This window comes from Longimicrobium terrae (assembly GCF_014202995.1).
Lineage (GTDB): Bacteria > Gemmatimonadota > Gemmatimonadetes > Longimicrobiales > Longimicrobiaceae > Longimicrobium > Longimicrobium terrae.
The window spans coordinates 60223-80881 of sequence record NZ_JACHIA010000001.1 but is presented as its reverse complement, the minus strand read 5'-3'; the positions used below and the strand labels follow the sequence as shown (position 1 = coordinate 80881).

Sequence of the window (20659 nt, the reverse complement as noted above, 5' to 3'; positions counted from 1 at the left end):
GAAGCGGATGGGCTTCGTCCGTGACTGAACTGACGGACTGAGAATCTCATGAACAACATCACGCCCCGGGGCTTCGGCCCCACGCTCAGCAGCGGCCGCAGCGCCGCCCTGCTGATCGACTTCGACAACGTCACCATGAACGTCCGCAGCGATCTGGGCAAGGAGCTCAACGGTCTGCTCAACTCGGACGTCTTCCGCGGCAAGATCGCCGTGCGCCGCGCCTACGCCGACTGGCGCCGGTACCCCAGCTCCGTCGTCCCCATGACGGAAGCCTCCATCGACCTGATCTTCGCCCCCGCGTACGGCACCAGCAAGAAGAACGCGACGGACCTGCGGATGGCGGTGGACGCCATCGAGCTGGCCTTCATGCGGCCGGAGATCGGCACGTTCATCCTGCTCACCGGCGACTCCGACTTCTCGAGCTGCGTCATGAAGCTCAAGGAGTACGGCAAGTACGTGATCGGCGTGGGGATGCGCGAGTCGGCCAGCGACCTGCTGATTCAGAACTGCGACGAGTACTACAGCTACCACAACCTGTCGGGCCTCACCCGCGCCGTGGAAGACAGCGGCGTGCGCGAAGACCCGTGGGAGCTGGTGAGCAAGGCCGCGCAGCAGATGATCCGCAACCGCGACGTCATGCGCGTGGACCGGCTCAAGCAGGTGATGCTGGACCTGGATCCGGGGTTCAACGAAAAGAACATCGGCTACAGCAAGTTCAGCAAGTTCATCAGCGAGGCGCAGGGCCGCGGGCTGGTTCGCCTGCGCAAGGACAACCAGGGGCAGTGGGAGATCGTCCCGGGCGAGCCTTCGCCCTCGGACGAGGTGTACACCGAGGAGCCGCGCCGCGAGCGCGAGGGCGCCTTCCGCGACCGGGACCGCGGCCGCGGTCGTGGCCGCTTCCGCGACCGCGAGCGTCCCCGCGGCGGTGACCGCGAGCGCGAGCGTCCGCAGCCCATCTCCGCCGAGGTGATTTTCGACATCGAGTCGGAGATCGCCCCCGAGGCACAGGCCGAGCGCGCCGCCGCCGGGTTCGCCCCCGCCGAGACGGTCCGCGCCGAGGAGCCGCGCATCGAAGAGCCCCGCGCCGAAGAGCCGCGGGTTCGCGAGCCCCGCGCCGAGGCCCCGCGCCCCGAGCAGGCGCCGTCCCAGCCTGTGGCCGAGGCGCCGCGCGCCGAAGCCGCGCCGGCCGCGGAGCAGACGGACATCGATCCGCTGCGCAACGCCTACTCGCTGCTGCAGCACACGGTTCGCGCCATGGTGCGCGGCCCCGGGCAGAGCGCCCGCGACGGCGACGTCAAGCGCCGCATGATGGAGATGCAGCCCGGCTTTGATGAGCACACGCTGGGCTTCAGCAAGTTCGGCCGCTTCCTGCGCCAGGCCCACGAGGCCGAGGTGGTGGACGTGCGCCGCCAGGAAGACGGCGGATACGAGGTCCTGCTCCCCTCCAGCGGCAAGCGCCTCCCCGCGCCCGTGCTGACGGCGGGCGGGTCCGCCCAGGCCCCCGCGATGGCGGCGGACACCTCCGCCACTCCGTCGTCCGACGTGCCCGCGACGGACGCGGCGCCGGCGGGACGGGGCCGCGGACGCGGCCGTGGACGCCGCGGCGGCGCGCCGGAAGGCGCTCCGGCGCTGCTCCCCGGCCAGGTGGGCGCCACGGCGGAAGCCGCCGCCCCGATCCCGGATCCGCGCGTGGTGGAAGCGACCGCGGCGCCGGAGGCGGACGTGGTGACGCCGGCGGAAGCCATCCAGGAAGCGGATGACGGCGCGCTGGTCACGCACCGCGAGCCGGCCGTCGCGTCGGCGCGCATCGCCGATCCGGCGAGCGTGGCCAACCGCGGTTCCAGCGCCAGCGCGGGCGCCGTGGGCATCCGTGCCCGCCGCGGGGGACGCGGACGCTTCAGCGCGGAGCCGTCGGGCCCGCCGCCGCTGCTGCCGGGGCAGGGAATTCCCTCCACCACCGCGCGCGTGGAAGCGCCGGCCGCCGAGCCGGTGCGCGAAGAAGCTCCGGCGCAGCCCGTCCGCGCCGAAGAGCCCGCCCGTTCCGAGGCACCGGCCCAGCCGGCGCGCGAGGAAGCGCCCGCCGCGCGCGACGAGGCTCCGGCCGCGCCGCGGTCCGTCGACATCGGTTCGCTCGGCCTGCCGACGGACCGCGACGGCATCGTCACCCGCATCTCGTCCTACAACTTCGTGGGTCGCGGGACGGCGGAAACGCTGGTGGACAACTACGGCGAGAACGTGTGGCGCACGCTGGATGAAAATCCGGACGGCGTCCGCGAACTGCTGGGCGCCCGCAAGTCGCGTCCGCTGCTGGACCAGTGGGCCGCCGAGCGCGACGCGCTGATCGCCGCCGCGCCGGCCCCCGCGCCGGAGCCGGAACCCGCCGCGCCGGTGGAAGCCGATGCCCCGGCGGATGTCGATGCTTCGGCGGATGCCGGAGCGGCAGCGGAAGCCGAAACGGTGGTGGGAGATACGGATCCCACGCTTCTGGGCGACCTCATCCTCGGGGAAGAGGAGCCCGCGCGCGCGGGACGCGGACGCAGCCGCCGGGGTCGTGGGCGTAGCCGCGGCAACTCCGCCGCGCAGGCGGATGAGGTGATCGGCGACACTGATCCCACGCTGGTGGGCGATGCCGGAACCGTCGCCGCTCCCGCGGGTGAGGAAGCGCCGGCCGCTGCCGCCGAGGCGGAAGCCGTCGTCGGCGACACCGATCCCACGCTGATGGGCGACGCCGTGACGGATGCGGCGGACGAGGGTGGCGATGCGCCGCGTCGTTCCCGCAGCCGCCGTGGCGGACGCGGGCGTGGCCGGGCGCGCACGGAAGGTTCGGCGGACGCGGGCGAGGCTCCGGCCGAAGCCGCGGCGCCGGAAGCCGCCCCCGTGGCGGAGGCTCCCGCCGCGGAGGAATCTGCTCCCGCACGCGCGCCGCGCGGACGGGGACGGGGACGCGCTGCCGCCGCCGCTCCCGCGGAGGCACCGGCAACGGAAGCCGCTCCGGATGCGGAGGCGGCTCCGGCCGCTCCCCGCGGCCGTGGACGGGGCCGTGCCGCCGCCGCTCCCGCGGTGGACGCCGCGCCCGCCGCGCCGGTGGCGGAAGCCGCCGACACGGACGACGGGGACGATGACGGCAGCGGCCGTCCGCGCCCGCGCCGCCGTGGTGGACGGGGCCGGGGACGCGCCCGCCCGGCTGGCGAAGGCGAGTGACCCTCGACCCATCGGCGAGCGCCGCGTCCGGGACTTCCCGGGCGCGGCGCTCGCCGCTTGCGGGCCTGACGGCGATCCCCGCCGCGTTCTACGACCGCCCGGCGGACGTGGTCGCGCGCGAGATGCTGGGCGCGCTCGTCGTTTCGGATATCGGGGATGTGCGGTGCGTGGCGGAAATCGTGGAGACGGAGGCGTACGTCGGCCCGGAGGACGATGCCTCGCACGCCGCCGCGCGCTTCGGGCGGACGGCGCGCAACGATCCCATGTTCGGCCCGGCGGGGACGGCGTACGTGTACCGCATCTACGGCGTGCACTGGTGCCTGAACACCGTCACCGGCGCGGAGGGGTTCGGCGCCGCGGTGCTGATCCGCGCCGCCGTTCCGCTGGCGGGAATCGAGTGGATGCGGGAGCGGCGCCCGGACCGCCCGGACCGCGACCTGCTGCGCGGGCCGGGAAACCTGGCCCGCGCGCTGGCGGTGGACGGCACGCACAACCGCCTGCCGATGGACCGCCCGCCGCTGTGGATCGCGGCCGGCCGCGGGGTGCCGGACGCGGAGGTGCAGACGGGACCCCGCATCGGGATCACGCGTGCGGCGGACTGGCCGCTCCGTTTCTGGGTGCGCGGCGATCCGCACGTCTCGCGCACGCCGGGCGGAGGCTCGCGGCGCGGCGGATGATCAGGTGCGGCCCCGTTGGGTGCGGCGGAAGGTTCGGCCGGTCAGGCGAAAACTGGTGCGTGAGCGGATCCTGTTGAGCGAATGAATCCGCCGCTCAAACAGCGGGAACCCCCGACACCGGCCGCTGGCGCGTCCGGTTCGGGGCTTCAACTGCATTGGACCCGCGACAGGCCAGCCGCCCCAGTCCGCGCAGGCGGACTTCGTGTCTTTCGAGGTGCGGTTTCAACCGCCGGACGAGTGTGTGGCCGGCCCGAGCCGTCTGCCGGCGCTCGCGCTGAGGTCTCCCCCTCTCCCGCTTGCGGGAGAGGGGGCCGGGGGGAGAGGGGTGCCCGCGGCCGCGCCAGATCATCCGGAGCACACGTAAGCGCAGTTCTCCCCTCGCGCGCGCTTCTGCTTCGGCCGGGAGGGGAGCGGGGAGGGGCCGGGGGAGGGGCCTCCCAGGCGGACGCGAGCACCCAAGCGTCCGAAGCGCACCTGCGCCGTTTATCTCGATCGAGATCGACATGTCGATGTAGAGCGGGCTGTCGCCGCGCGATCCATCAACCGAACCAGCCGTTTTTGTCCTTCACCTCGCCCATGACCGACTTCGATCCGTTGATGGACTTCGCCTCGCGCATTGCGCGCGAGGCCGGCGAAATCACCCGCCAGCACTTCGGGCGCGTGACCACGAGCTTCAAGAGCGACGGCAGCGAAGTCACCGCCGCCGACCTCGCGGCCGAGGCGTACATCCGCCAGGCGCTTGCGGATGCGTATCCCGACGACGGCATCGTGGGCGAGGAGGGCCAGGACGTGCCCTCGCGCTCCGGCCGCCGGTGGATCGTGGACCCCATCGACGGTACGCGCTCGTTCAGCTCCGGCGTGCCGCTGTATTGCGTCCTCCTCTGCCTGGAGATTCACGGCGACCCCGCGCTGGGCCTGTGCCACTTTCCCATGCTCGGCGAAACGCTGGTGGCGGCGCGCGGCGCGGGCGCATGGCACAACGGCGAGCGCGCCCGCGTCTCCGAATGCGACGACCTGGCGCAGGCGCGCATGGTGACGTCGGGGCTGGAGTACTGGCGCGACCGCTCCACTGACGCCCACCGCGCCGGCTTTGACCGGTTGATGCGCGCCACCCGCTTCACCCGTACGTGGGGTGACGGATACGGGTACTTCCTGACCGCCACCGGGCGCGTGGACCTGCTCTGCGACCCCATCAGCGGTTCGTACTGGGATTACGCGCCCATGGCCGTGATCCTCCCCGAGGCGGGCGGACGCTTCACGCAGTTCGACGGCGCGGCGGTCGGCGCGTGGACGCCGGCGCTGGCTACCAACGGCCGCCTGCACGCCGCCGCGGCGGACCTTCTGCTGCACGGCTGAGCGGTTCGGGCGGATACGCGAACGGGGGCGCCGGCGATCATCGCCGGCGCCCCCGTGGCGCATTCCGTGTGGCCGGTCGATGCCGATCCGCCCCGAGGCGTCGATCGCCGCGCGTGGCCGATGTCAGCCCGCGGTGAGCGGATCGGCGGCGGGCTGCGCGTTGGTGGCGGAGGATGGTTCGTCGGCGGATGCCGCGGCCTCGGCGGACTTGCGGCTGGCCCACGGCCGCGGCGCGATCTTGGGCGCGGGAAGCGCGCGCGACCAGATGTCCGCCAGCTCCGCGTCGGAGCAGCTGTCCCACCCCGCGGGCGGAGGCGCGATCCGGCGCTTCTCGCGGTCGGATTCAAAGCAGAGCCAGCCGGACGCCAGCTGCGGCTGTACGTAATCCGCCACGTTCGCGCGCAGCGACTCCGGCCCGCGGCGCTCGGGGCCGTCGTACGCCAGCACGTCCTGCCCGCGCCGCTCCCCCAGCAGCTGATCGTTCAGGCGCAGGGTGGGAATCACCTGCCAGGCGCGCCACTCGTCCCCATCCGGGGCCACAAAGGTCCGCAGCGTCATTGTCGAAGGATCGGAAACCGTCAGTCGGAGGGGCGGGCGGGACTGGCGCGCCACGGCGCAGGGTGCGGCCGTACGTTGGCGGATTCGGTGCGCCGGGTCAATCCCTTTTCGACGGCGCGATCCGCTGGTGGAACACGCCTTGCCCCCTGTGCGCCCGGCCGGACACCGAGTCCGGATCACGCAACGGGAGATGATGATGAGCGGCGTCTACAAGTCGATCGAAATGGTGGGAACCTCGGCGCAGAGCTTTGAGGACGCCACGCGCGGCGCGGTGAAGCGCGCGGCGGAATCCATGCGCAACCTGGAATGGCTGGAAGTCGTGGAGCAGCGCGGCTACATCAAGGGCAACGAGGTGGGCGAGTACCAGGTGAAGCTCAAGCTGTGGTTCAAGCTGGAAGACAACGAGAGCTGATCCCTGGTTCTTTCGATGATGAAAACGGCCGCCCGTCTGTACGAGGGCGGCCGTTTTCCGTCACGCGCGCGACGCGTGTCAGCCGCGGAAGGCGAGGTACAGCATGAAACCCGCGGCAACGACGGCGATCAGCACGGACGCCCACAGCGGCATGCCCAGCCGCGACGACTTCAGATCGCCGATGCTGTCGCCGTGCTTGTAGTCCTCCGGCTGCATCTCCGGATCGGTGGGCTGAAAGCGATTTGGATCAGGACCCAGGGCCATGTTCTCGCGTCTGGTTGGGGTTCGCGCCGCCGGTCTGCAACGCCCGCGCCGTGGCGGCATCGGAGAACCGCCCCGCGTAGAGGGTGCGGCGGCGGGCGGTCCGGCCCGGTCAGTTCAGCGACGGCGGCTCGCGGCCGTCCACCGTGTACATCGCCAGCAGAAAGGATTGCACGCCCTGCAGCGGATACTCGCGGATGCGCACCGTGAGCGCGCCGGAACGCAGTTCCACCGCCGCGGCATTGAAGATGGATTCCAGCTGGGGGCGCGTGGGGCTGAGCGTGGTCACGCCGAACCGCTCCTGCTCACAGACCGGTTCTCCGACCTGCCTTACTTCGTCTTCGGCATCCGCGAAGTCGGCGATGTGCACCGTGAAGCACCTGCCGCCGGAGGCCGTTCCTGGCGTGTTCAGGATGAAACGCGCCGGAAAGCACGCTTCCTCGACCGTATTCGCCACGCACGTCGTGTACGTGGCGGCAAGGGTGATCCGCCGCGCGGAATCCACCATCATCGGCTCCAGAGTGACCGTCCGCAGGGGCGAGATGGTTGGCGGCCCTGGCGGAACCGGGCTGCGTACCTGGAAGGCGATCATCTCGTCCTCATCACTGTCTCCGCGTACCTCCAGCGTGGTGCCCGACCACACGTACTGCTCGCCGTCGAACGCGAATTCCGTCAGATACATTTCCGCGGCCGACGAGTGCGCGGGTACAAGGATGTCCGCAAACCCGTTGGTGCGTGCGGCTTGCGGGTTGGCGGACAATCCTCCGTCCGCGTGAATCCGCCGCCACGCGCCTTCCGGCTGCGCCTGGTAGATCCACAGCGGACAGTTGCCCGAGGCGCCGCAGTACCGTCCCAGGCCGGAAAGGAATACTTCCTCTCGTCCATCCCCGTTCAGATCTACCCGGTCGTACACCAGAACCGGAACGGGGACGGAATCCAGGTCGAGATAGCTCGCCTCCTCTTCCATGGCGGCCGCGTCCGCGCGGAACTGCGCGAGCAGCGCGGCGGGAAGCGTGGTGTCCGCGGACGTTTCCCGCTCGGGCTGCGCGATGGCGGGAATGGCGATCCCGAGGGCGATCGCGAGGAATGGGGCGAGCCGGATCATCAGAGGCGCGGGGAAAAGGTGCGCGGCGGAAGAGCGGAGACGAGCAAGGATAGGCGCGCGGATTCCGCCGCGCCACCATGACGTGCGCGCGGTTCAGAACGGCGCGTTTTCCGTCAGCGGCGCGCCGGAGAGGAGGACGACGCGCACCGCATCGCCCGGGCGCACGTCCCGTCCCGCATCGACGATCGCCAGCCCGTCCGCGGCGGCCATGGACGATGCCATTCCGCTCCCCTGGCCGCCCGTCAGTGTGGCGGTAAAGGCGTCCTGCGCGGCGCGCTGCAGGCGGACGCGGGGAAAGTTCATCAGTTCGCCGCGCGCGGCGTACGTGGCGTCAAAGGTCGCCTCCACGCTCGGCAGATGGACGCGCGCGTGCCCGGCCATCCGCAGCAGCGCGGGGCGGACGAACAGTGCGAATGTCGCCATGGTCGATACGGGATTGCCGGGAAGGCCGAACCAGGGAATGCCGCCCAGCCCCTCCACCCGCCCGAACGCCATCGCGCTTCCCGGGCGGATGAGGACGCGCCAGAAGGCGAGATCAGTGCGCAGTTCCTCCAGCGCGGCGACTACGTGGTCGTGCTCGCCCACGCTGATGCCCGCTGTCGTGATCAGTGCGTCGCACCCTGCGGCGGCGGCCAGGTGCTCACGCAGGCTGGCGCGCGTGTCCCGCGCGATCCCCAGCACCACCGCCTCCATTCCCGCCTCCGCGAGCTGGGCGGCGAGCGCGTAGCTGTTGGTGGATACGATGCGCCGCCCGGCGAGCACCTGATCGTATTCCGCCATCGTCACCAGCTCATCGCCGGAGGCGAGGATGGCCACGCGCGGCCGGCGGATGACGGAAAGGGAGTCGCGCCCCGCGCCCGCCGCCACCGCCAGCGCGCCCGGCGTCAGCACGTCGCCCGCGCGCAGGACGGTGCTGCCCGCGCGGACGTCCTCGCCCCGCGGTCGGACGTTGCGCCCCGCGTCCGCGTCCGAGCGGATCACCACGCGCCCCTCCGCCGTGCCGATCGCGGTGCCGCCGTCGGTGTGCTCCACCCGGATCACGCCATCCGCGCCCAGCGGTACCGGCGCGCCGGTCATGATGCGGATCGCCTCGCCGGGGCCGACGGCGCGCGCGGCGAAGTGCCCGGCCGGCACGTCGTCCACCACGCGCAGGGTGACGGGAGAGGCCCCGGATGCGCCGCGCACGTCGTCGGCGCGGGCGGCGAATCCATCCATGGCGCTGTTGTCCCACGGCGGCAGGTCCACCGGCGAGATCACGTCTTCCGCCAGCACCCGGCCGAGCGTATCCAGCAGCGGACGCACCTCCGCCGCCAGCCGCGGCACGCCGTCCACCATCCGCCGCAGCGCCTGGCCGCCGCTGATCCAGTCCGCCACGCGATCAGCGCCCATCGCCGCCTCCGACCCGGAAGACCGCCTGCACCTGATCCGCCACCCGCCGCACATGCTCGCCCGCGGGATCCGCGTCCATGACGATGACGGGCACTGCGGCCTCCATCTCCGTATCCGTCACAATCGCGATCAGCAGCGGATCGGGCTGGGCGGGGTCGTGGAGGGGACGATCGTGCACGGCGCGGCGGAATACTTCGATGCGCGGAAACGGTCCGTGCTTCCATCCCTCGACCAGCACCCCGTCGTAGCCGCGCCCCGCAAAGAAGTCGCGGACCAGCGCGCGCGGATCGGGGTCGCCGTCCATCCGCATGGTGAGCGCGATCTTGCCCGTTCCCGCCATGATGGTCGCTTCCGCCTGGCCCTCGTGGAAGTGGCGCCAGCTGTCGCGCCCGGGCTGGTCCGTCTCGAAGTCGTGATGGCCGTGCTTGATGCTGGCCACGCGTAGCCCGCGCCGCCGCAGTTCCGCCAGCACGGCGACCGCCAGCGTCGTCTTTCCGCTGTTCTTGCGCCCGACGATGCACACCGCGGGCGGCACGGCGCGCTCCATGTCTTCCGCCGAGTTCAGGTCGTCCAAGGTGTTCACGTTGAAGAAGATGCGCGCCGGATCGCCCATCGCGCGCACCTCGTGCAGGGGAATGCGCGCGGTGCGAACCCGCTCCGGCAGGTGATGGAGCGCGAGGTCATCCTCGTCCATCATTCGGTCGATTGCCGCCAGCGCGCGGACGGAATACCACGCGCACAGCGGCTCCATCCCGCGCCGCCCGGTGCTCTCGGGCACGACGGCGTCCACGTCATCCGCCCGGGCCCGGTCCGACAGCGCGCGCAGCAGCGCCTCCGGGATGAACGGCGTGTCGCAGGCGATGACGATCACCCCCGGACGCCCGGCCTCCACGGCGAGGCGGAGCGCGGTCGCCAATCCGCCCAGCGGCCCCACCCCGGCCCGGTCGTCCGGGTGGACGGGGAGGCCCAGACCCTCGTATCCCGCCTCGTTGGCGACGACGACAAGTTGGGGGAGCGCGGCCGCCAGCGTGTCGCGCGCGCGCTCCGCCAGCGTGCGCCCGCCGACGCGCGCGAATGCCTTGGACGAACCGAAGCGGCGGCTGGCGCCCCCGGCCAGCAGGACGCCCAGCGGTTCGGGGGCAGAAAGTTCGGCTGGCGGCGGCATGGGTGCGGGGTTCGGGGTGCGGGCGCAACCTAACCCGCGCCGGTGCGGCGGATCAACCCGGCGCCGGAACGGGTCTTGCGCGCCCGGCCGCCCGGGAACTGACCGGGGACCTTGTGTGAGGGGGAGCAATGCGCGGGTACGATCCGTACAGCTTTGGCGGTGGATGGGAACGGCAGCCGGGACCGGCGCGCCGCGGCGGCTACGACGGATTTCGTGGCGGGCAGGGCGGCGGGCAGCCGCGGTACGGCCGATGGGAGCAGCCGGACCGCTACGATCGTGGCGTGTACGGGGAGAGCTACCCCGGATTCGATCCGTATCCCGTGCAGGGCGGGGGATACGGCGGCGGCGGCGCGGCCCCGTCGCGGGGACGCGGGTGGGCCGGCTACGGCGGGGACTTCGGGGGCGGGAACGCGAACGCGCCGTTTCTGCCGCCGTCCGCGTACCAGCGTCATCCGGAGCTGAACCGCGAGCCGCACCACGGTGACCGCTGGGGCTACGAGCTGGACGACACCGACGTGGAACTGGATGACGACGAGATCCTGGACGCCGTTCGCCAGCGCCTGTTCGAGGACGTGTGGCTGGACGTGGACCGCATCCAGGTGTCGGTGGAAGAGGGCGTGGTGACGCTTACGGGCGAGGTGGACGACTTTCTGGAAGCTCGCTACGCCTGGGACGATGCGTGGGAGACGGAAGGCGTGCGCGGCGTGATCACCCGGCTGACGGTGAATGCCCAGGGCCCGGGTGACGCGCACGGCGACCTTCTTCCCCAGACCTCGTCCGGAAGCAGCACCGAGCCCTGAGCCCGGGATTCACATCCGGAAAACGACAACAAGGGTCTCACACAGAGAAGCAGAGCCGCGGAGAAGTTCCCTCTGCTGCTCTGCTTCTCTGCGTGAGACTTGCTGTTGCCGTTCCTCCGTGACCTCCGTGCATCCTCCGTGGCCTCCGTGTGAAACGGCAGTTGCGGATCCGGCGGCACGAACGAAAAAGCGGGTCCCGGCGCGCCGAAGCCCGGGACCCGCTTTTCACATCGGAGTAACGCGACCGGCTCAGTGGCTTTCGCGCGAGCCGTAGCCTTCGCCCAGCGGACGGTCGGGCGGCTCGTACGACGCGCCCTCTTCCACGGCTTCCTGCACGCTGTGGGTGCCGTACATCTGCCCCTGAAGGTTCTCCACCAGGTGGGACGCGGTGTCGGACTGGCTGTCGTTCACGTCGCCCATCTGCGAATCGGTCTCCATGTCCAGCATCACCGAATCGTCCGCCGCCTCGGGCGCCTGGCCGCGGTGCAGTTCATCGACCATGAGTTCGTTGGTGAACTCCTGAATCCCCATCAGCTCCGTGACGACCTGCTCGGCGACGGAGATTTCGGAATCCGCGCCCACGCGGCCGGAAAGCGTCACGTGGCCCGCGTCGACGCGCACCTCGATCCACCCCGCGTCCAGTTCCGGGTGCTCCTGCAGGTGCTGCACAACCGCGTCGTACAGCTCGTCGTCCGTCATCCCCGAAAAATCGAAGATGTCCCCCGTGTACTTCGCGGCCATGCCGCCCTCCTGACGCTTGCTTAGAAGTGGAACACACCCCCGACGGTCAACGCGCCCACCTGGTTCCACTCCGAGAGGTCCCGGACGGGAAGCACGAACGCGTCGGGCGGCGAGGTGCGCCACAGCCGGCCCTGCAGTTCCGCGCGGATGGACAGGTTGTCGCCGACGAACCAGTCGGTACCCACGCCGGTACGCAACGCAAACGTGGGGCCGAAGCGGTACAGCTCTCCGCCTTCCAGGTCCAGGTCGGCCTCGTCCTGCAGCGTTCCGCGAATGTCGGCCACGATGCCGCCGCCGGCCAGCACGTACGGCGCCAGGCCGTGCCAGGTGCGCGGCCCCGTGAGGTGAAACAGAAGCGCCGCGTCGGTCATGAGGATGGCGCTGGGCACGTCCACGCCGGTGTCGATGGCTTCCACGAGGGTGGAGTCGGCCACGTACTCGGGGGTGAACAGGCGGCGCTCGCTGGGGCTGAAGCTGACGGCCAGCTGAAAGTTCAGGCCGCCGGTGGCGCGCAGTTCGTACGAAACGCCCACCAGCGGGGCGACCTTGGGCCCGAAGTTGACCTCGGTGCTGTCGGTGATCTGCACGCCCCGCTCGGGAAACATGATCCCGGTAAAGACGTGCACGCCCTGGGTGGTTGTCACGTCGCGGATGGGCGACGGAACGCTCTGGGCCGAGGCGGAACGGGCCAGCGCCACGAAGGCGGCGGCCAGCAGAAGCGCGGTGCGCGGAACTCGCGTCATCGTTGGTCTTGCGGTCGATGAAAAAAACGAAGCGGCGGAACCGGTCCGCCGCGGCGTACGGGCGGTCCCCAGGCCGGGAACCGCCGCTAGTACCGGCCCGAAGGTAGGGTTTGTTCCGGGGAGCGGCAAGCGAAGGACGCGCGCGGAGTTCTGCGCCCTCCGCCGCCCGCGCCGATCCGCCGCCTCCGGGTGAGCGGTTCGGGCGCGAATATCGGGAACGGGTCCGGGTCGTCCCTGACGGGAAAGGGCGCGGATCGGGTCCGGCGGGGATGGCGGATGACGGCGGTTCGAGTCCGGCGCGGCGGCGGGGATCAGCCCGGCGGTTGAACCGCGCCTCGAAGGACACGAAGTCCGCCTGCGCGGACCTTGGGGGAGAGTTTCAGTGCGGGTGCGTTTCGGGATGGGCCACGGGCGGCGGGGATCAGCCCGGCGGTTGAAACCGCGCCTCGAAGGACACGAAGTCCACCTGCGTGGACTGTGAGGGAGAGTTCAGTGCGGGTGGCGGAAGATGGTGACGTGCGATGGCGTTGCTCCGATCGAGGTCCTCGTGAGGAGTCCAGTTGCTGGAGGCGGATATGTGCTCGGGAGGTGGCGAGCCTCGCCGCGCGGATGCGGAGGGCGGTGCCGCGGGTGGCGCTCGCGCTGAGTTTTCCGCGTTTTTCGGGGAGAGACACCGTACGCCATCCGCGCCCGGGGCCGGCCCGCGCTCCATCCGCCGCGCGTCCGTTACAGCGGGCGGCGGATGAACGGCGGTGTGCAAGGAGCGAAAGACAGGAGGGCGGCGATACGCGGCCGGGTGACGTGCGCCGCGCTGGTGGCCGACCAAGGGTGGGCGTACGGTGCCGGGAGATCATCGTTCGCGCGCTTGTTCGTGACGCGTGTGCTGCGCGTGGCGTCAAACGCGGCGGTGGTGCCCGCCCGGTCCGCCGGGCGGGCTCGTCGTTTTGAGCATGATGGATGTGGGGCCGTCCGTGCCGCGGCCGACACCCGTGATCAGACATTCATCCACGGTGCATTCGCCCTGTTTGTCGGCGAGAAACCTGCATCCGGGCGAGGAATCCCTTGTCACTCAACGCCGGAGAAGCCATGTCGGTCCCGTCATCCAGTTCCACGTCCGCGCCCGCGTGGCCGCCCACCAGCAGCGCGGCGTTTTCGCGCATCGGCAGTCTGCCCGCGTACGTGTTTGCGCAGATCAACGCGGAAAAGCGCGACCGGATGGACGCGGGCGAGGACGTCATCGACCTGGGAATGGGCAACCCCGACCTGGGCACGCCCGGCCACATCGTCGCGGAACTGGTGGCGCACGCGGGTGATCCGCAGCACCACCGCTACAGCGCCTCGCGGGGCATCTACGGACTGCGGGAGGGGATCGCGAACCATTATCGCGAGAAGTACAAGGTGGAGCTGGATCCGGAGTCGGAGGTGGTGGTCACCATCGGCGCCAAGGAAGGGATCGCGCACCTGATGCTGGCGATTCTGGGCGACGGCGACACGGTGCTGGTGCCCGTGCCGGCGTACCCCATCCACACCTACTCCGTGGTTTTCGCGGGCGGCAGGGTGCACACGCTGCCGCTCACCGATGGCGGGGAAGGATACGTGGACGCCGACGCGCTGTTCGCCTCGGTGGAGGAAGCGTGCAGTACGGCGGAGAACCCGCCCAAGGTGCTCGTCCTGTCCTTTCCCAACAACCCCACCACGCTGCAGGCGCCGGCCGGGTTCTTTGAGCGCGCCGTGGAGGTGTGCCGCCGCAACCGGCTGCTGCTGATTCACGACTTCGCCTACGCGGACTTCGGCTTCGGCGAAGACCCGCCCAGCGTGCTGGCCGTGCCCGGCGCGCGCGACATCGCGGTGGAGTTCTTTTCGATGTCCAAGTCGTACTGCATGGCAGGCTGGCGCGTGGGCTTCTGCGTGGGCAACGCGGCGATGGTGGGCGCGCTGACCAAGATCAAGAGCTACCTGGACTACGGGATCTTTCAGCCGATTCAGATCGCGGCCGCGCACGCGCTCAGCGCCGGCCAGGAGTGCGTGGGCGAAACGCGCGAGGTGTACCGCCGCCGCGCGGACGCGCTGGTGAAGGGCCTGCACGCCGCTGGGTGGCCGGTGACGGCGCCGCGGGCGACGATGTTCATCTGGGCCGCCATCCCCGAAGCGTTCCGCGGGGTGAGTTCCATCGAGTTCGCGCGCTTCCTTCTGGCCGAGGCGGGCGTCGTGGTGTCGCCCGGTGTAGGGTTCGGGCCGGAGGGCGAGGGGCACGTGCGCTTTGCCCTGATCGAGCCGGAAAGCCGCCTGGCCGAAGCGGCGGAGCGCATCGCCCGCGCGCTGTCCCGCGGGCCCGCGAGCGTCTGACGGACGCGCATCGAAGCAGACATTTCAGGCCCGTCCGCCGCGTGCGGACGGGCCTTTTCGATTCGGTGTACCAGACGTGTCCCAATTTGCGTTTTCGTGCCATCGCAGCAACGCGCCAGATCGCGGAAGCTGCTGATACACAAACTCTTGACGCCGATAGCCGCATGTGAGACATTGACGCGTCGCAGTCGGTTCCGGTCGTGGCGAAGCCATGCCCTGAAACCGCTGCGGCTGTCTGCCTCCCTCCTTTCGGGCGTGTCTCCGGACCGCCTTCCTGGTCGGTCGCATCCCTCCCCTGTGCCCTTTATCGGCCGGAGTTGGTTCATGTCAATCCGTAGACGCGCCCTGTTCCTGGCGGGCCTGCTTGCCGCGGTTTCCTGCAGCGATGCGGGCAATCCCATTGCGCCTGAGACCGGAGGCAATCCGCCCCGGCCCCCCACGCCCAACGACGCGCTGCAGTCGCTGGACTGCTCGCTGAACGTGAGCGGCGGCACGCTGGAGTGCCGTCCTTCCGCGGCTTCGGCCGGTTCGGCCTCGGGGCTGATCCTGGGCAACCAGGGCGTGTACGTGCGGCTGGGCAGCAGCAACGTCCGCAACATCGCCCCCGACACCCTGGCGTTCGACGCCACCGTGCAGAACCTGATTCCGCAGGCGCTGGGCGTGGATTCCACCGGTGCGGTGGACGCGGAGGGCGTGCGCGCCTTTTTCTACCAGGAGCCGTACGCCAGCGTGGGCACGGGGACGGTCGACGTGGGCAACCCCGACGGCAACGAGATCTACCTGACGGAAGACCGGCCGTACTACCAGTACGCGGGCGGCCTGGACTCGGGCGAGGTGTCGCTTCCCAAGACGTGGAAGCTGCGCTACGACCCCGGCGTGCAGCGGATCGCCTTCAAGATGTACATCGCGGCGGATGTGCGGTATCCGGAAGGATTCCTGCGCCTGTCGCCGGATACCACGCTGCTGAACGTCGGGCAGCGCGACACACTGACGGCCGACGTGCGCACGGTGGTGGGCGCCCGGGACTCGGTCTCGCGTTCGGTCACCTTCACCAGCAGCAACCCTTCCGTCGTCACCGTCAGCGCGCTGAGCGACACGACCGCGGAAATCGCGGCCGTTACGCAGGGCACCGCGTGGGTGCGCGCCGTGAACGACGGGAACACCCGCCGGGTGGATTCCACGCTGGTCATCGTCGACAACGCGCCGGTGGTGACCCCGGACTCCGCGGGTGCGCTGAGCAACGTGACGACGCCGGTGGATTCGGCGCACGGCATGCTGGCCAACGACAGCGACGACGGCAACCTGGACGTGGTGGAAGATTCCATCACCACGGCCAAGGGCGGCCTGGCGGTTCTGCGGGCGGACGGCAGCTACACCTACCTGAGCGCCAGCGGCTTTGCGGGGCGCGACACCATCAGCTACTTCGTCACCGACGGCGTGCGCACCCTGCCCGCGCTGGCCGTGGTGGACGTGGATGACAGCAACTACTGGTACGTGCGCGCGGGCGGCGCCGGAGACGGGCGCGACAGCCGTCCCTTCGGCAGCGTGGCCGACGCGCAGGTCGCGGCCGAAGCGGGCGACACCATCTTCGTCCTCGCGGCGGGCGCCACGGACCTGAACGGCGCCTGGCTGCTGGAAGACAACCAGGCCATCATCGGCCAGGGCATTCCCGCCCCCATCACCCGCGGGCCGTACAACGAATCGACGCTGACGGTGTTCACGGCCGGCGGCGCGCCGGGGCTGTCCCGCGAGGACGCGGGCGCCACGGTGACGCTGGCGCAGAACAACACCATCGCGGGCGTGGGGATCACGGCGGCGGACGGCGCGGCCATCACGGGCAGCGGCTTCGGCACGCTGACGGTGGGCCAGCTTTCGCTGAACCCGCGCGGCCCGGCGCTGAACCTGACGGACGGCACGGTCGCCGGCACCATCGACCTGCTGAGCTCCACCAACAGCAAGACCACGGGCGTGAGCCTGACGAACGTGGGCGGCACCATCGCTCCCACGGGCGGATCCATCTCCGGCGCGGAAGGCACCGCGTTCGCGGTCAGCGGCGGGGGGGGCACCATCACCTACCCGGGCAGCATCGGCAACGCGCTGGGGCTGGCGGTGGGGATCAGCGGACGCAGCGGCGGCGCGGTGACGCTGTCCGGCGCCATCACCGACGCCGGCGACGGCATCTCGGTGACGGGCACCAGCGGCGGCGCGGTTGAGCTTTCCGGCACCCTGGCGCTGACGGGCAAGGGAATCACCGCCTCGGGCAACACCGGCGGCGAAGTGTCGTTCACGGGCACCACCAAGAACATCTCCACCGGCGCCACCGCGGCGGTCACGGCGGCTTCCAACACCGGAGCCACCGTCACCTTCGGCGGCGGCGGGCTGGCGATCAGCACCACCAGCGGCGCGGGCTTCAGCGCCACGGGCGCGGGCACGGTCCAGGTGACCGGCCCCAACAACACCATCGCCTCCACCACCGGCACGGCGCTGACGCTGAACGGCGTGGGAACCGGCACCAGCGGCATCAGCTTCCGCAGCGTGTCGTCCAACGGCGCGGTGAACGGAATCGCGGCCGCCAACCTGACCGGCAACGGCTTCCAGGTGACGGGCGACGGATCGACCGCGGGCTCCGGCGGCACCATCCAGGGCGCGACCGGCGCGGGCGTTTCCATCACGGGTGTTCCGCAGGCCACCCTGGAGTTCATGAACGTGGCAAGCCCGGCGGGCCACGCCATCTCGCTGTCCAGCACCACGGCCACCACGCTGAACGGCGTCGCCGTCACCGGCGCGGGCAACGGGGGCAACGCGGGAATCTTCGGCAGCAGCTTCGGCACGCTGACGTCGGCAGGCACCTCGGTGTCGGCCACGGGCGGCCCGGCGCTCAGCCTGCTGACGGGAACGGTGAACGGCGGCTTCTCGTCGCTGTCCTCCGCCACCAGCGCCAGCAGCGGCGTGATCCTGAACGCCATCGCCGGCACCTTCACCGTGGCGGGCGGATCGATCACCAACGCGGCGTCCACGGGCTTCGCGGTGATCGCGGGCTCGGTGAGCCCCACCATCCAGGGCAGCCTGTCGCAGACCGCCAGCAACGCCGCGCTGGTGGCGGTGAGCGGCGGCCACACCGGCACGCTGACCTTCAACACGGGAACGCTGCAGGCGAGCACCGGCACCGGCATTCAGTTCAACAACGCTGACGGCGCCTACGCCTTTGACGGGACCACGACGCTGAACGGCGGCGACGCCGGGGTGGACGTGACCGGCGGCTCGGGCGGCGCCATCAGCTTCGGCACCGGGGCCAGCATCACCAACCCGACCGGGACGGCGCTGGACGTGGCCAACGGCGGGTCGGCGGCGAACGTGACCTACGCGGGAACGATCAGCGCCAACGCGGGCCGGCCGGTTTCCGTCGCCGGGGTGAGCGGCGGCGCGGTGACGGTGTCGGGGAACATCACCGCCAGCGGGCTGGGGCTTTCGGTGTCCGGCAACTCGGGCGGCACCATCACCTTCAGCGGTGGGTCCAAGTCCATCGGTACCGCCACCCCCGCGGTGACGCTGGCCACCAATCCGGGCGCCACCATCGTCTTCAGCGGCGGCGGGCTGGCGATCAGCACCCCGAACAACGCCACCGTTCTATCGGCGACCGCGGGCGGCACCCTGTCCATCACGGGCCCCGGCAACACGGCCGCGTCGATGAACGGCACGCCGGTGGTGCTGGCCAACGTGAGCACGGGGACGGAGGGCGTGTCGTTCGCCAGCGTCTCCACCACGGGCGGTGCCAACGGCATCAGCCTGACCAACGTGACCGGCGCCGGCTTCCAGACGGTGGGCGGTAGCCTGCAGAACACCACGGGGCCGACGGTGCTGATCAGCGGCGGCTCGGCCACGGCGGTGAACGTGGGGGCCACGCTGTTCCAGGCCGCCAACGCGGCGACGGTGAGCGTGAGCGGCGGCCACAGCGGCGGCCTGACTGTCTCCGGCGCGGTTACGGCCACCCACGGCAGCGGGCTGCAGTTTAACAACGCCGACGGCACGTACGCCTTTACCGGCGCCACCACGCTGTCCAACGGAGTGGCCGGTGCGGACGCAGGCATCGACGTGACCAACAACTCGTCGGGTACATTCTCGTTCAACGCGGACGCCAGCATCACCAATCCGGTCAACGCGCTGGTGAACATCAGCAACAGCGCGCCGACCTTCAGCTACGCCGGCTCGTTCACCAAGAACAACAACGCAGTGGCGGGAATCCTGGTGCAGGACAACACCGGGGGAACCATCGCCTTCACCGGCGACGCGGGGGAAACCAAGGTGCTCAGCACGTCCACGGCGAACGCGGTGAACCTGGTGAACAACACGGGCGCCACCATCCAGTTCGGCGGCGGCGGCTTGGTGGTGACCACCACCACCGGCAACGGCTTCAACGCCACGGGCGGCGGCACGGTGCAGGTGACGGGGAGCAACAACACGCTTGCGGCCACGGGCGGCATCGCGCTGAACGTGAGCGCCACCACCATCGGCGCGAGCGGGCTCACCTTCCGGAGCATCAGCGCCAACGGCGGCAGCAACGGCATCGTGCTCAGCGGCACGGGGACGAGCAACGGCCTGCAGGTGACGGGCTTCGGCGGCGCCGCCGGCTCCGGCGGCACGATCCAGAACACCACCGGCAGCGACGGCGCCTCGGCAGGCAACGGCGTGTACCTGAACGGCGCGCGCAACGTGAACCTGAACTGGATGGCGTTCAGCGGCCACCAGAACCACGGCCTGTTCGGCACGGGCGTGCGCGGGATGAACCTGAACCACGTCCGCTTCACCGGCACGCACGGCACCAGCAACAGCGGCACCTTCAGCGAAGGCCCGGTGCGGCTGGTAGACGCGGGTGGCGGAATCACGGTCAAGAACTCGCGGCTGGACGGCGCGGCCATGAACGGCTTCCGCCTGGAGAACACCTCGGGCACGGCCCCGGTGGTGGACTCGCTGGTGCTGGCCAACGACACCGTGAGCACCATGCAGGGAAGCACGTCGGACGTGCGCGGCAGCGGGCTGCAGGCCATCATCGGCGACGGCTCGGCCAACGTCCGCATCCGCGACAACGCGGTGACCTACTGGTGGGGCAACGGCATTCAGGTGGGTGTGCAGACGGGGGCCGGCGCCTCCACCGCCCTCATCCAGAACAACCGGGTGCAGCAGACCAGCGGGGCGCTGGCGGCGGCGGGCGGCATCGAGGTGAACGGCGGAAACCTGTCGTTCAACATCTCGAACAACCAGATCAGCGGAACGGACGGCACCGCGGTCAGCGCTGACAAGAACCAGGGCAACACCTACTTCAACGGCACGATCAGCGGCAACACGATCGGCACGTCGGGGGTGGCCAACTCCGGTTCGGCGACGGGCACCGGCATCTTCGTGCAGCACGCCGGGCCCAACGCAACCACGGTCAGGATCAGCAACAACGTCATCCGCCAGATCAACGGCAGCCAGGCCATCTGGACGCTGCTGGGCGACGACGTGGGCGGCGGCGGCTCGGGTACGATGAACGCCACCATCACCGGCAACAACATCGCCGAAGAAGGAACCGCGTCGTCGGCGCGCAGCGGCATCGTGGTGCAGTCGGGGCGGGTGACCGGCGACACCGACGTCATGTGCGCGGACGTGGGGGGGGCTGGCGCACTGGGCAACTCCATCACCAACTTCAACAACCGCATCCGTCCCAACGAGCGGTTCCTGACCACCATGCGGCTGGTGGGCTACACCGGCGGCAACAGCGACAACACGGCCATCAACGCCTACCTCGTGGCGCGCAACCCGGGCACGGTCGCCGTGACGTCCAACAACGTATCCGCCGGCGGCCCCGGCATTCTGAACACCGTTCCGGCCGGCTCGGCCTGCCCGCAGCCGTCGCTGTAACGCAGGA

Annotated in this window: 14 protein-coding genes; 7 read left to right on the top strand and 7 right to left on the bottom strand. The window is 70.7% G+C overall.

Features of this window, described 5'->3' with window-relative positions; genetic code table 11:
• Positions 1 to 48 precede the first annotated feature (48 nt).
• The 3 genes from HNQ61_RS00340 (at position 49) to HNQ61_RS00330 (ending at position 5234) form a co-directional block, all read left to right on the top strand.
• The gene (locus HNQ61_RS00340) at positions 49 to 3201 is read left to right on the top strand and encodes an NYN domain-containing protein (protein WP_183685477.1); all 3153 of its coding nucleotides are present in this window, start codon (positions 49 to 51) and stop codon (positions 3199 to 3201) included.
• Complete coding sequence (locus HNQ61_RS00335) at positions 3198 to 3878, top strand: DNA-3-methyladenine glycosylase (RefSeq protein ID WP_221239647.1); 681 nt, start codon at positions 3198 to 3200, stop codon at positions 3876 to 3878. The genes HNQ61_RS00340 and HNQ61_RS00335 overlap by 4 nt, the downstream gene beginning before the upstream one ends.
• A gap of 576 nt (positions 3879 to 4454) precedes the next feature.
• Positions 4455 to 5234 (top strand): inositol monophosphatase family protein, encoded by a 780-nt coding sequence (locus HNQ61_RS00330; protein WP_170039363.1) that lies wholly within the window; start codon positions 4455 to 4457, stop codon positions 5232 to 5234.
• A gap of 123 nt (positions 5235 to 5357) precedes the next feature.
• Here the strand turns inward: HNQ61_RS00330 and HNQ61_RS00325 are convergent, their stop codons facing one another.
• Positions 5358 to 5792, bottom strand: coding sequence for a hypothetical protein (locus HNQ61_RS00325; protein WP_183685479.1), 435 nt, complete (start codon positions 5790 to 5792; stop codon positions 5358 to 5360).
• Positions 5793 to 5988: 196 nt separating this feature from the next.
• On the opposite strand from HNQ61_RS00325, the gene HNQ61_RS00320 reads away from it, so the two are divergent.
• Positions 5989 to 6204, top strand: coding sequence for a dodecin (locus HNQ61_RS00320; protein ID WP_205762138.1), 216 nt, complete (start codon positions 5989 to 5991; stop codon positions 6202 to 6204).
• Between the two features lie 78 nt (positions 6205 to 6282).
• Here HNQ61_RS00320 and HNQ61_RS00315 read toward each other — a convergent pair whose 3' ends face one another.
• The 4 genes from HNQ61_RS00315 to mobB form a co-directional block, all read right to left on the bottom strand.
• Positions 6283 to 6468, bottom strand: coding sequence for a hypothetical protein (locus HNQ61_RS00315; RefSeq protein WP_170039361.1), 186 nt, complete (start codon positions 6466 to 6468; stop codon positions 6283 to 6285).
• A 109-nt stretch (positions 6469 to 6577) separates the two neighbouring features.
• Entirely contained in the window at positions 6578 to 7570 is a 993-nt protein-coding gene (locus tag HNQ61_RS00310) for a hypothetical protein (protein ID WP_170039359.1), read from the bottom strand.
• 93 nt (positions 7571 to 7663) lie between these two features.
• A complete protein-coding gene (locus HNQ61_RS00305) occupies positions 7664 to 8959 on the bottom strand; it encodes a molybdopterin molybdotransferase MoeA (RefSeq protein WP_170039357.1) in 1296 nt (431 codons plus the stop codon).
• Positions 8949 to 10124, bottom strand: a complete 1176-nt coding sequence (gene mobB, locus HNQ61_RS00300) for a molybdopterin-guanine dinucleotide biosynthesis protein B (RefSeq protein WP_170039355.1) — start codon at positions 10122 to 10124, stop codon at positions 8949 to 8951. The genes HNQ61_RS00305 and mobB overlap by 11 nt, the downstream gene beginning before the upstream one ends.
• Before the next feature lie 128 nt (positions 10125 to 10252).
• On the opposite strand from mobB, the gene HNQ61_RS00295 reads away from it, so the two are divergent.
• Entirely contained in the window at positions 10253 to 10924 is a 672-nt protein-coding gene (locus HNQ61_RS00295; protein WP_170039353.1) for a BON domain-containing protein, read from the top strand.
• 249 nt (positions 10925 to 11173) lie between these two features.
• Here HNQ61_RS00295 and HNQ61_RS00290 read toward each other — a convergent pair whose 3' ends face one another.
• Together HNQ61_RS00290 and HNQ61_RS00285 are read right to left on the bottom strand one after the other, a co-directional pair.
• On the bottom strand, positions 11174 to 11665 hold the full coding sequence (locus HNQ61_RS00290; protein ID WP_170039351.1) for a BON domain-containing protein: 492 nt from the start codon (positions 11663 to 11665) through the stop codon (positions 11174 to 11176).
• A 20-nt stretch (positions 11666 to 11685) separates the two neighbouring features.
• Entirely contained in the window at positions 11686 to 12408 is a 723-nt protein-coding gene (locus tag HNQ61_RS00285) for a hypothetical protein (protein WP_170039349.1), read from the bottom strand.
• Between the two features lie 1086 nt (positions 12409 to 13494).
• Here HNQ61_RS00285 and HNQ61_RS00280 point away from each other — a divergent pair.
• Positions 13495 to 14754: an aminotransferase class I/II-fold pyridoxal phosphate-dependent enzyme gene (locus HNQ61_RS00280; protein ID WP_170039347.1), complete on the top strand. Its 1260-nt coding sequence runs from the start codon at positions 13495 to 13497 to the stop codon at positions 14752 to 14754.
• Between the two features lie 324 nt (positions 14755 to 15078).
• Positions 15079 to 20652 carry a beta strand repeat-containing protein gene (locus HNQ61_RS00275; protein ID WP_170039345.1) on the top strand — a complete coding sequence of 1858 codons (5574 nt, stop codon included), beginning with the start codon at positions 15079 to 15081 and terminating at the stop codon, positions 20650 to 20652.
• Positions 20653 to 20659: the final 7 nt, after the last annotated feature.

Bases quoted from the DNA above. Each gene is read 5' to 3' on its own strand.
- HNQ61_RS00325 (WP_183685479.1), bottom strand. From the start codon at position 5,792: ATGACGCTGCGGACCTTTGTGGCCCCGGATGGGGACGAGTGGCGCGCC.
- HNQ61_RS00320 (WP_205762138.1), top strand. From the start codon at position 5,989: ATGAGCGGCGTCTACAAGTCGATCGAAATGGTGGGAACCTCGGCGCAG.
- HNQ61_RS00315 (WP_170039361.1), bottom strand. From the start codon at position 6,468: ATGGCCCTGGGTCCTGATCCAAATCGCTTTCAGCCCACCGATCCGGAG.
- HNQ61_RS00280 (WP_170039347.1), top strand. From the start codon at position 13,495: ATGTCGGTCCCGTCATCCAGTTCCACGTCCGCGCCCGCGTGGCCGCCC.
- mobB (WP_170039355.1), bottom strand. From the start codon at position 10,124: ATGCCGCCGCCAGCCGAACTTTCTGCCCCCGAACCGCTGGGCGTCCTG.
- HNQ61_RS00330 (WP_170039363.1), top strand. From the start codon at position 4,455: ATGACCGACTTCGATCCGTTGATGGACTTCGCCTCGCGCATTGCGCGC.
- HNQ61_RS00305 (WP_170039357.1), bottom strand. From the start codon at position 8,959: ATGGGCGCTGATCGCGTGGCGGACTGGATCAGCGGCGGCCAGGCGCTG.
- HNQ61_RS00295 (WP_170039353.1), top strand. From the start codon at position 10,253: ATGCGCGGGTACGATCCGTACAGCTTTGGCGGTGGATGGGAACGGCAG.
- HNQ61_RS00310 (WP_170039359.1), bottom strand. From the start codon at position 7,570: ATGATCCGGCTCGCCCCATTCCTCGCGATCGCCCTCGGGATCGCCATT.
- HNQ61_RS00340 (WP_183685477.1), top strand. From the start codon at position 49: ATGAACAACATCACGCCCCGGGGCTTCGGCCCCACGCTCAGCAGCGGC.
- HNQ61_RS00275 (WP_170039345.1), top strand. From the start codon at position 15,079: ATGTCAATCCGTAGACGCGCCCTGTTCCTGGCGGGCCTGCTTGCCGCG.
- HNQ61_RS00290 (WP_170039351.1), bottom strand. From the start codon at position 11,665: ATGGCCGCGAAGTACACGGGGGACATCTTCGATTTTTCGGGGATGACG.
- HNQ61_RS00285 (WP_170039349.1), bottom strand. From the start codon at position 12,408: ATGACGCGAGTTCCGCGCACCGCGCTTCTGCTGGCCGCCGCCTTCGTG.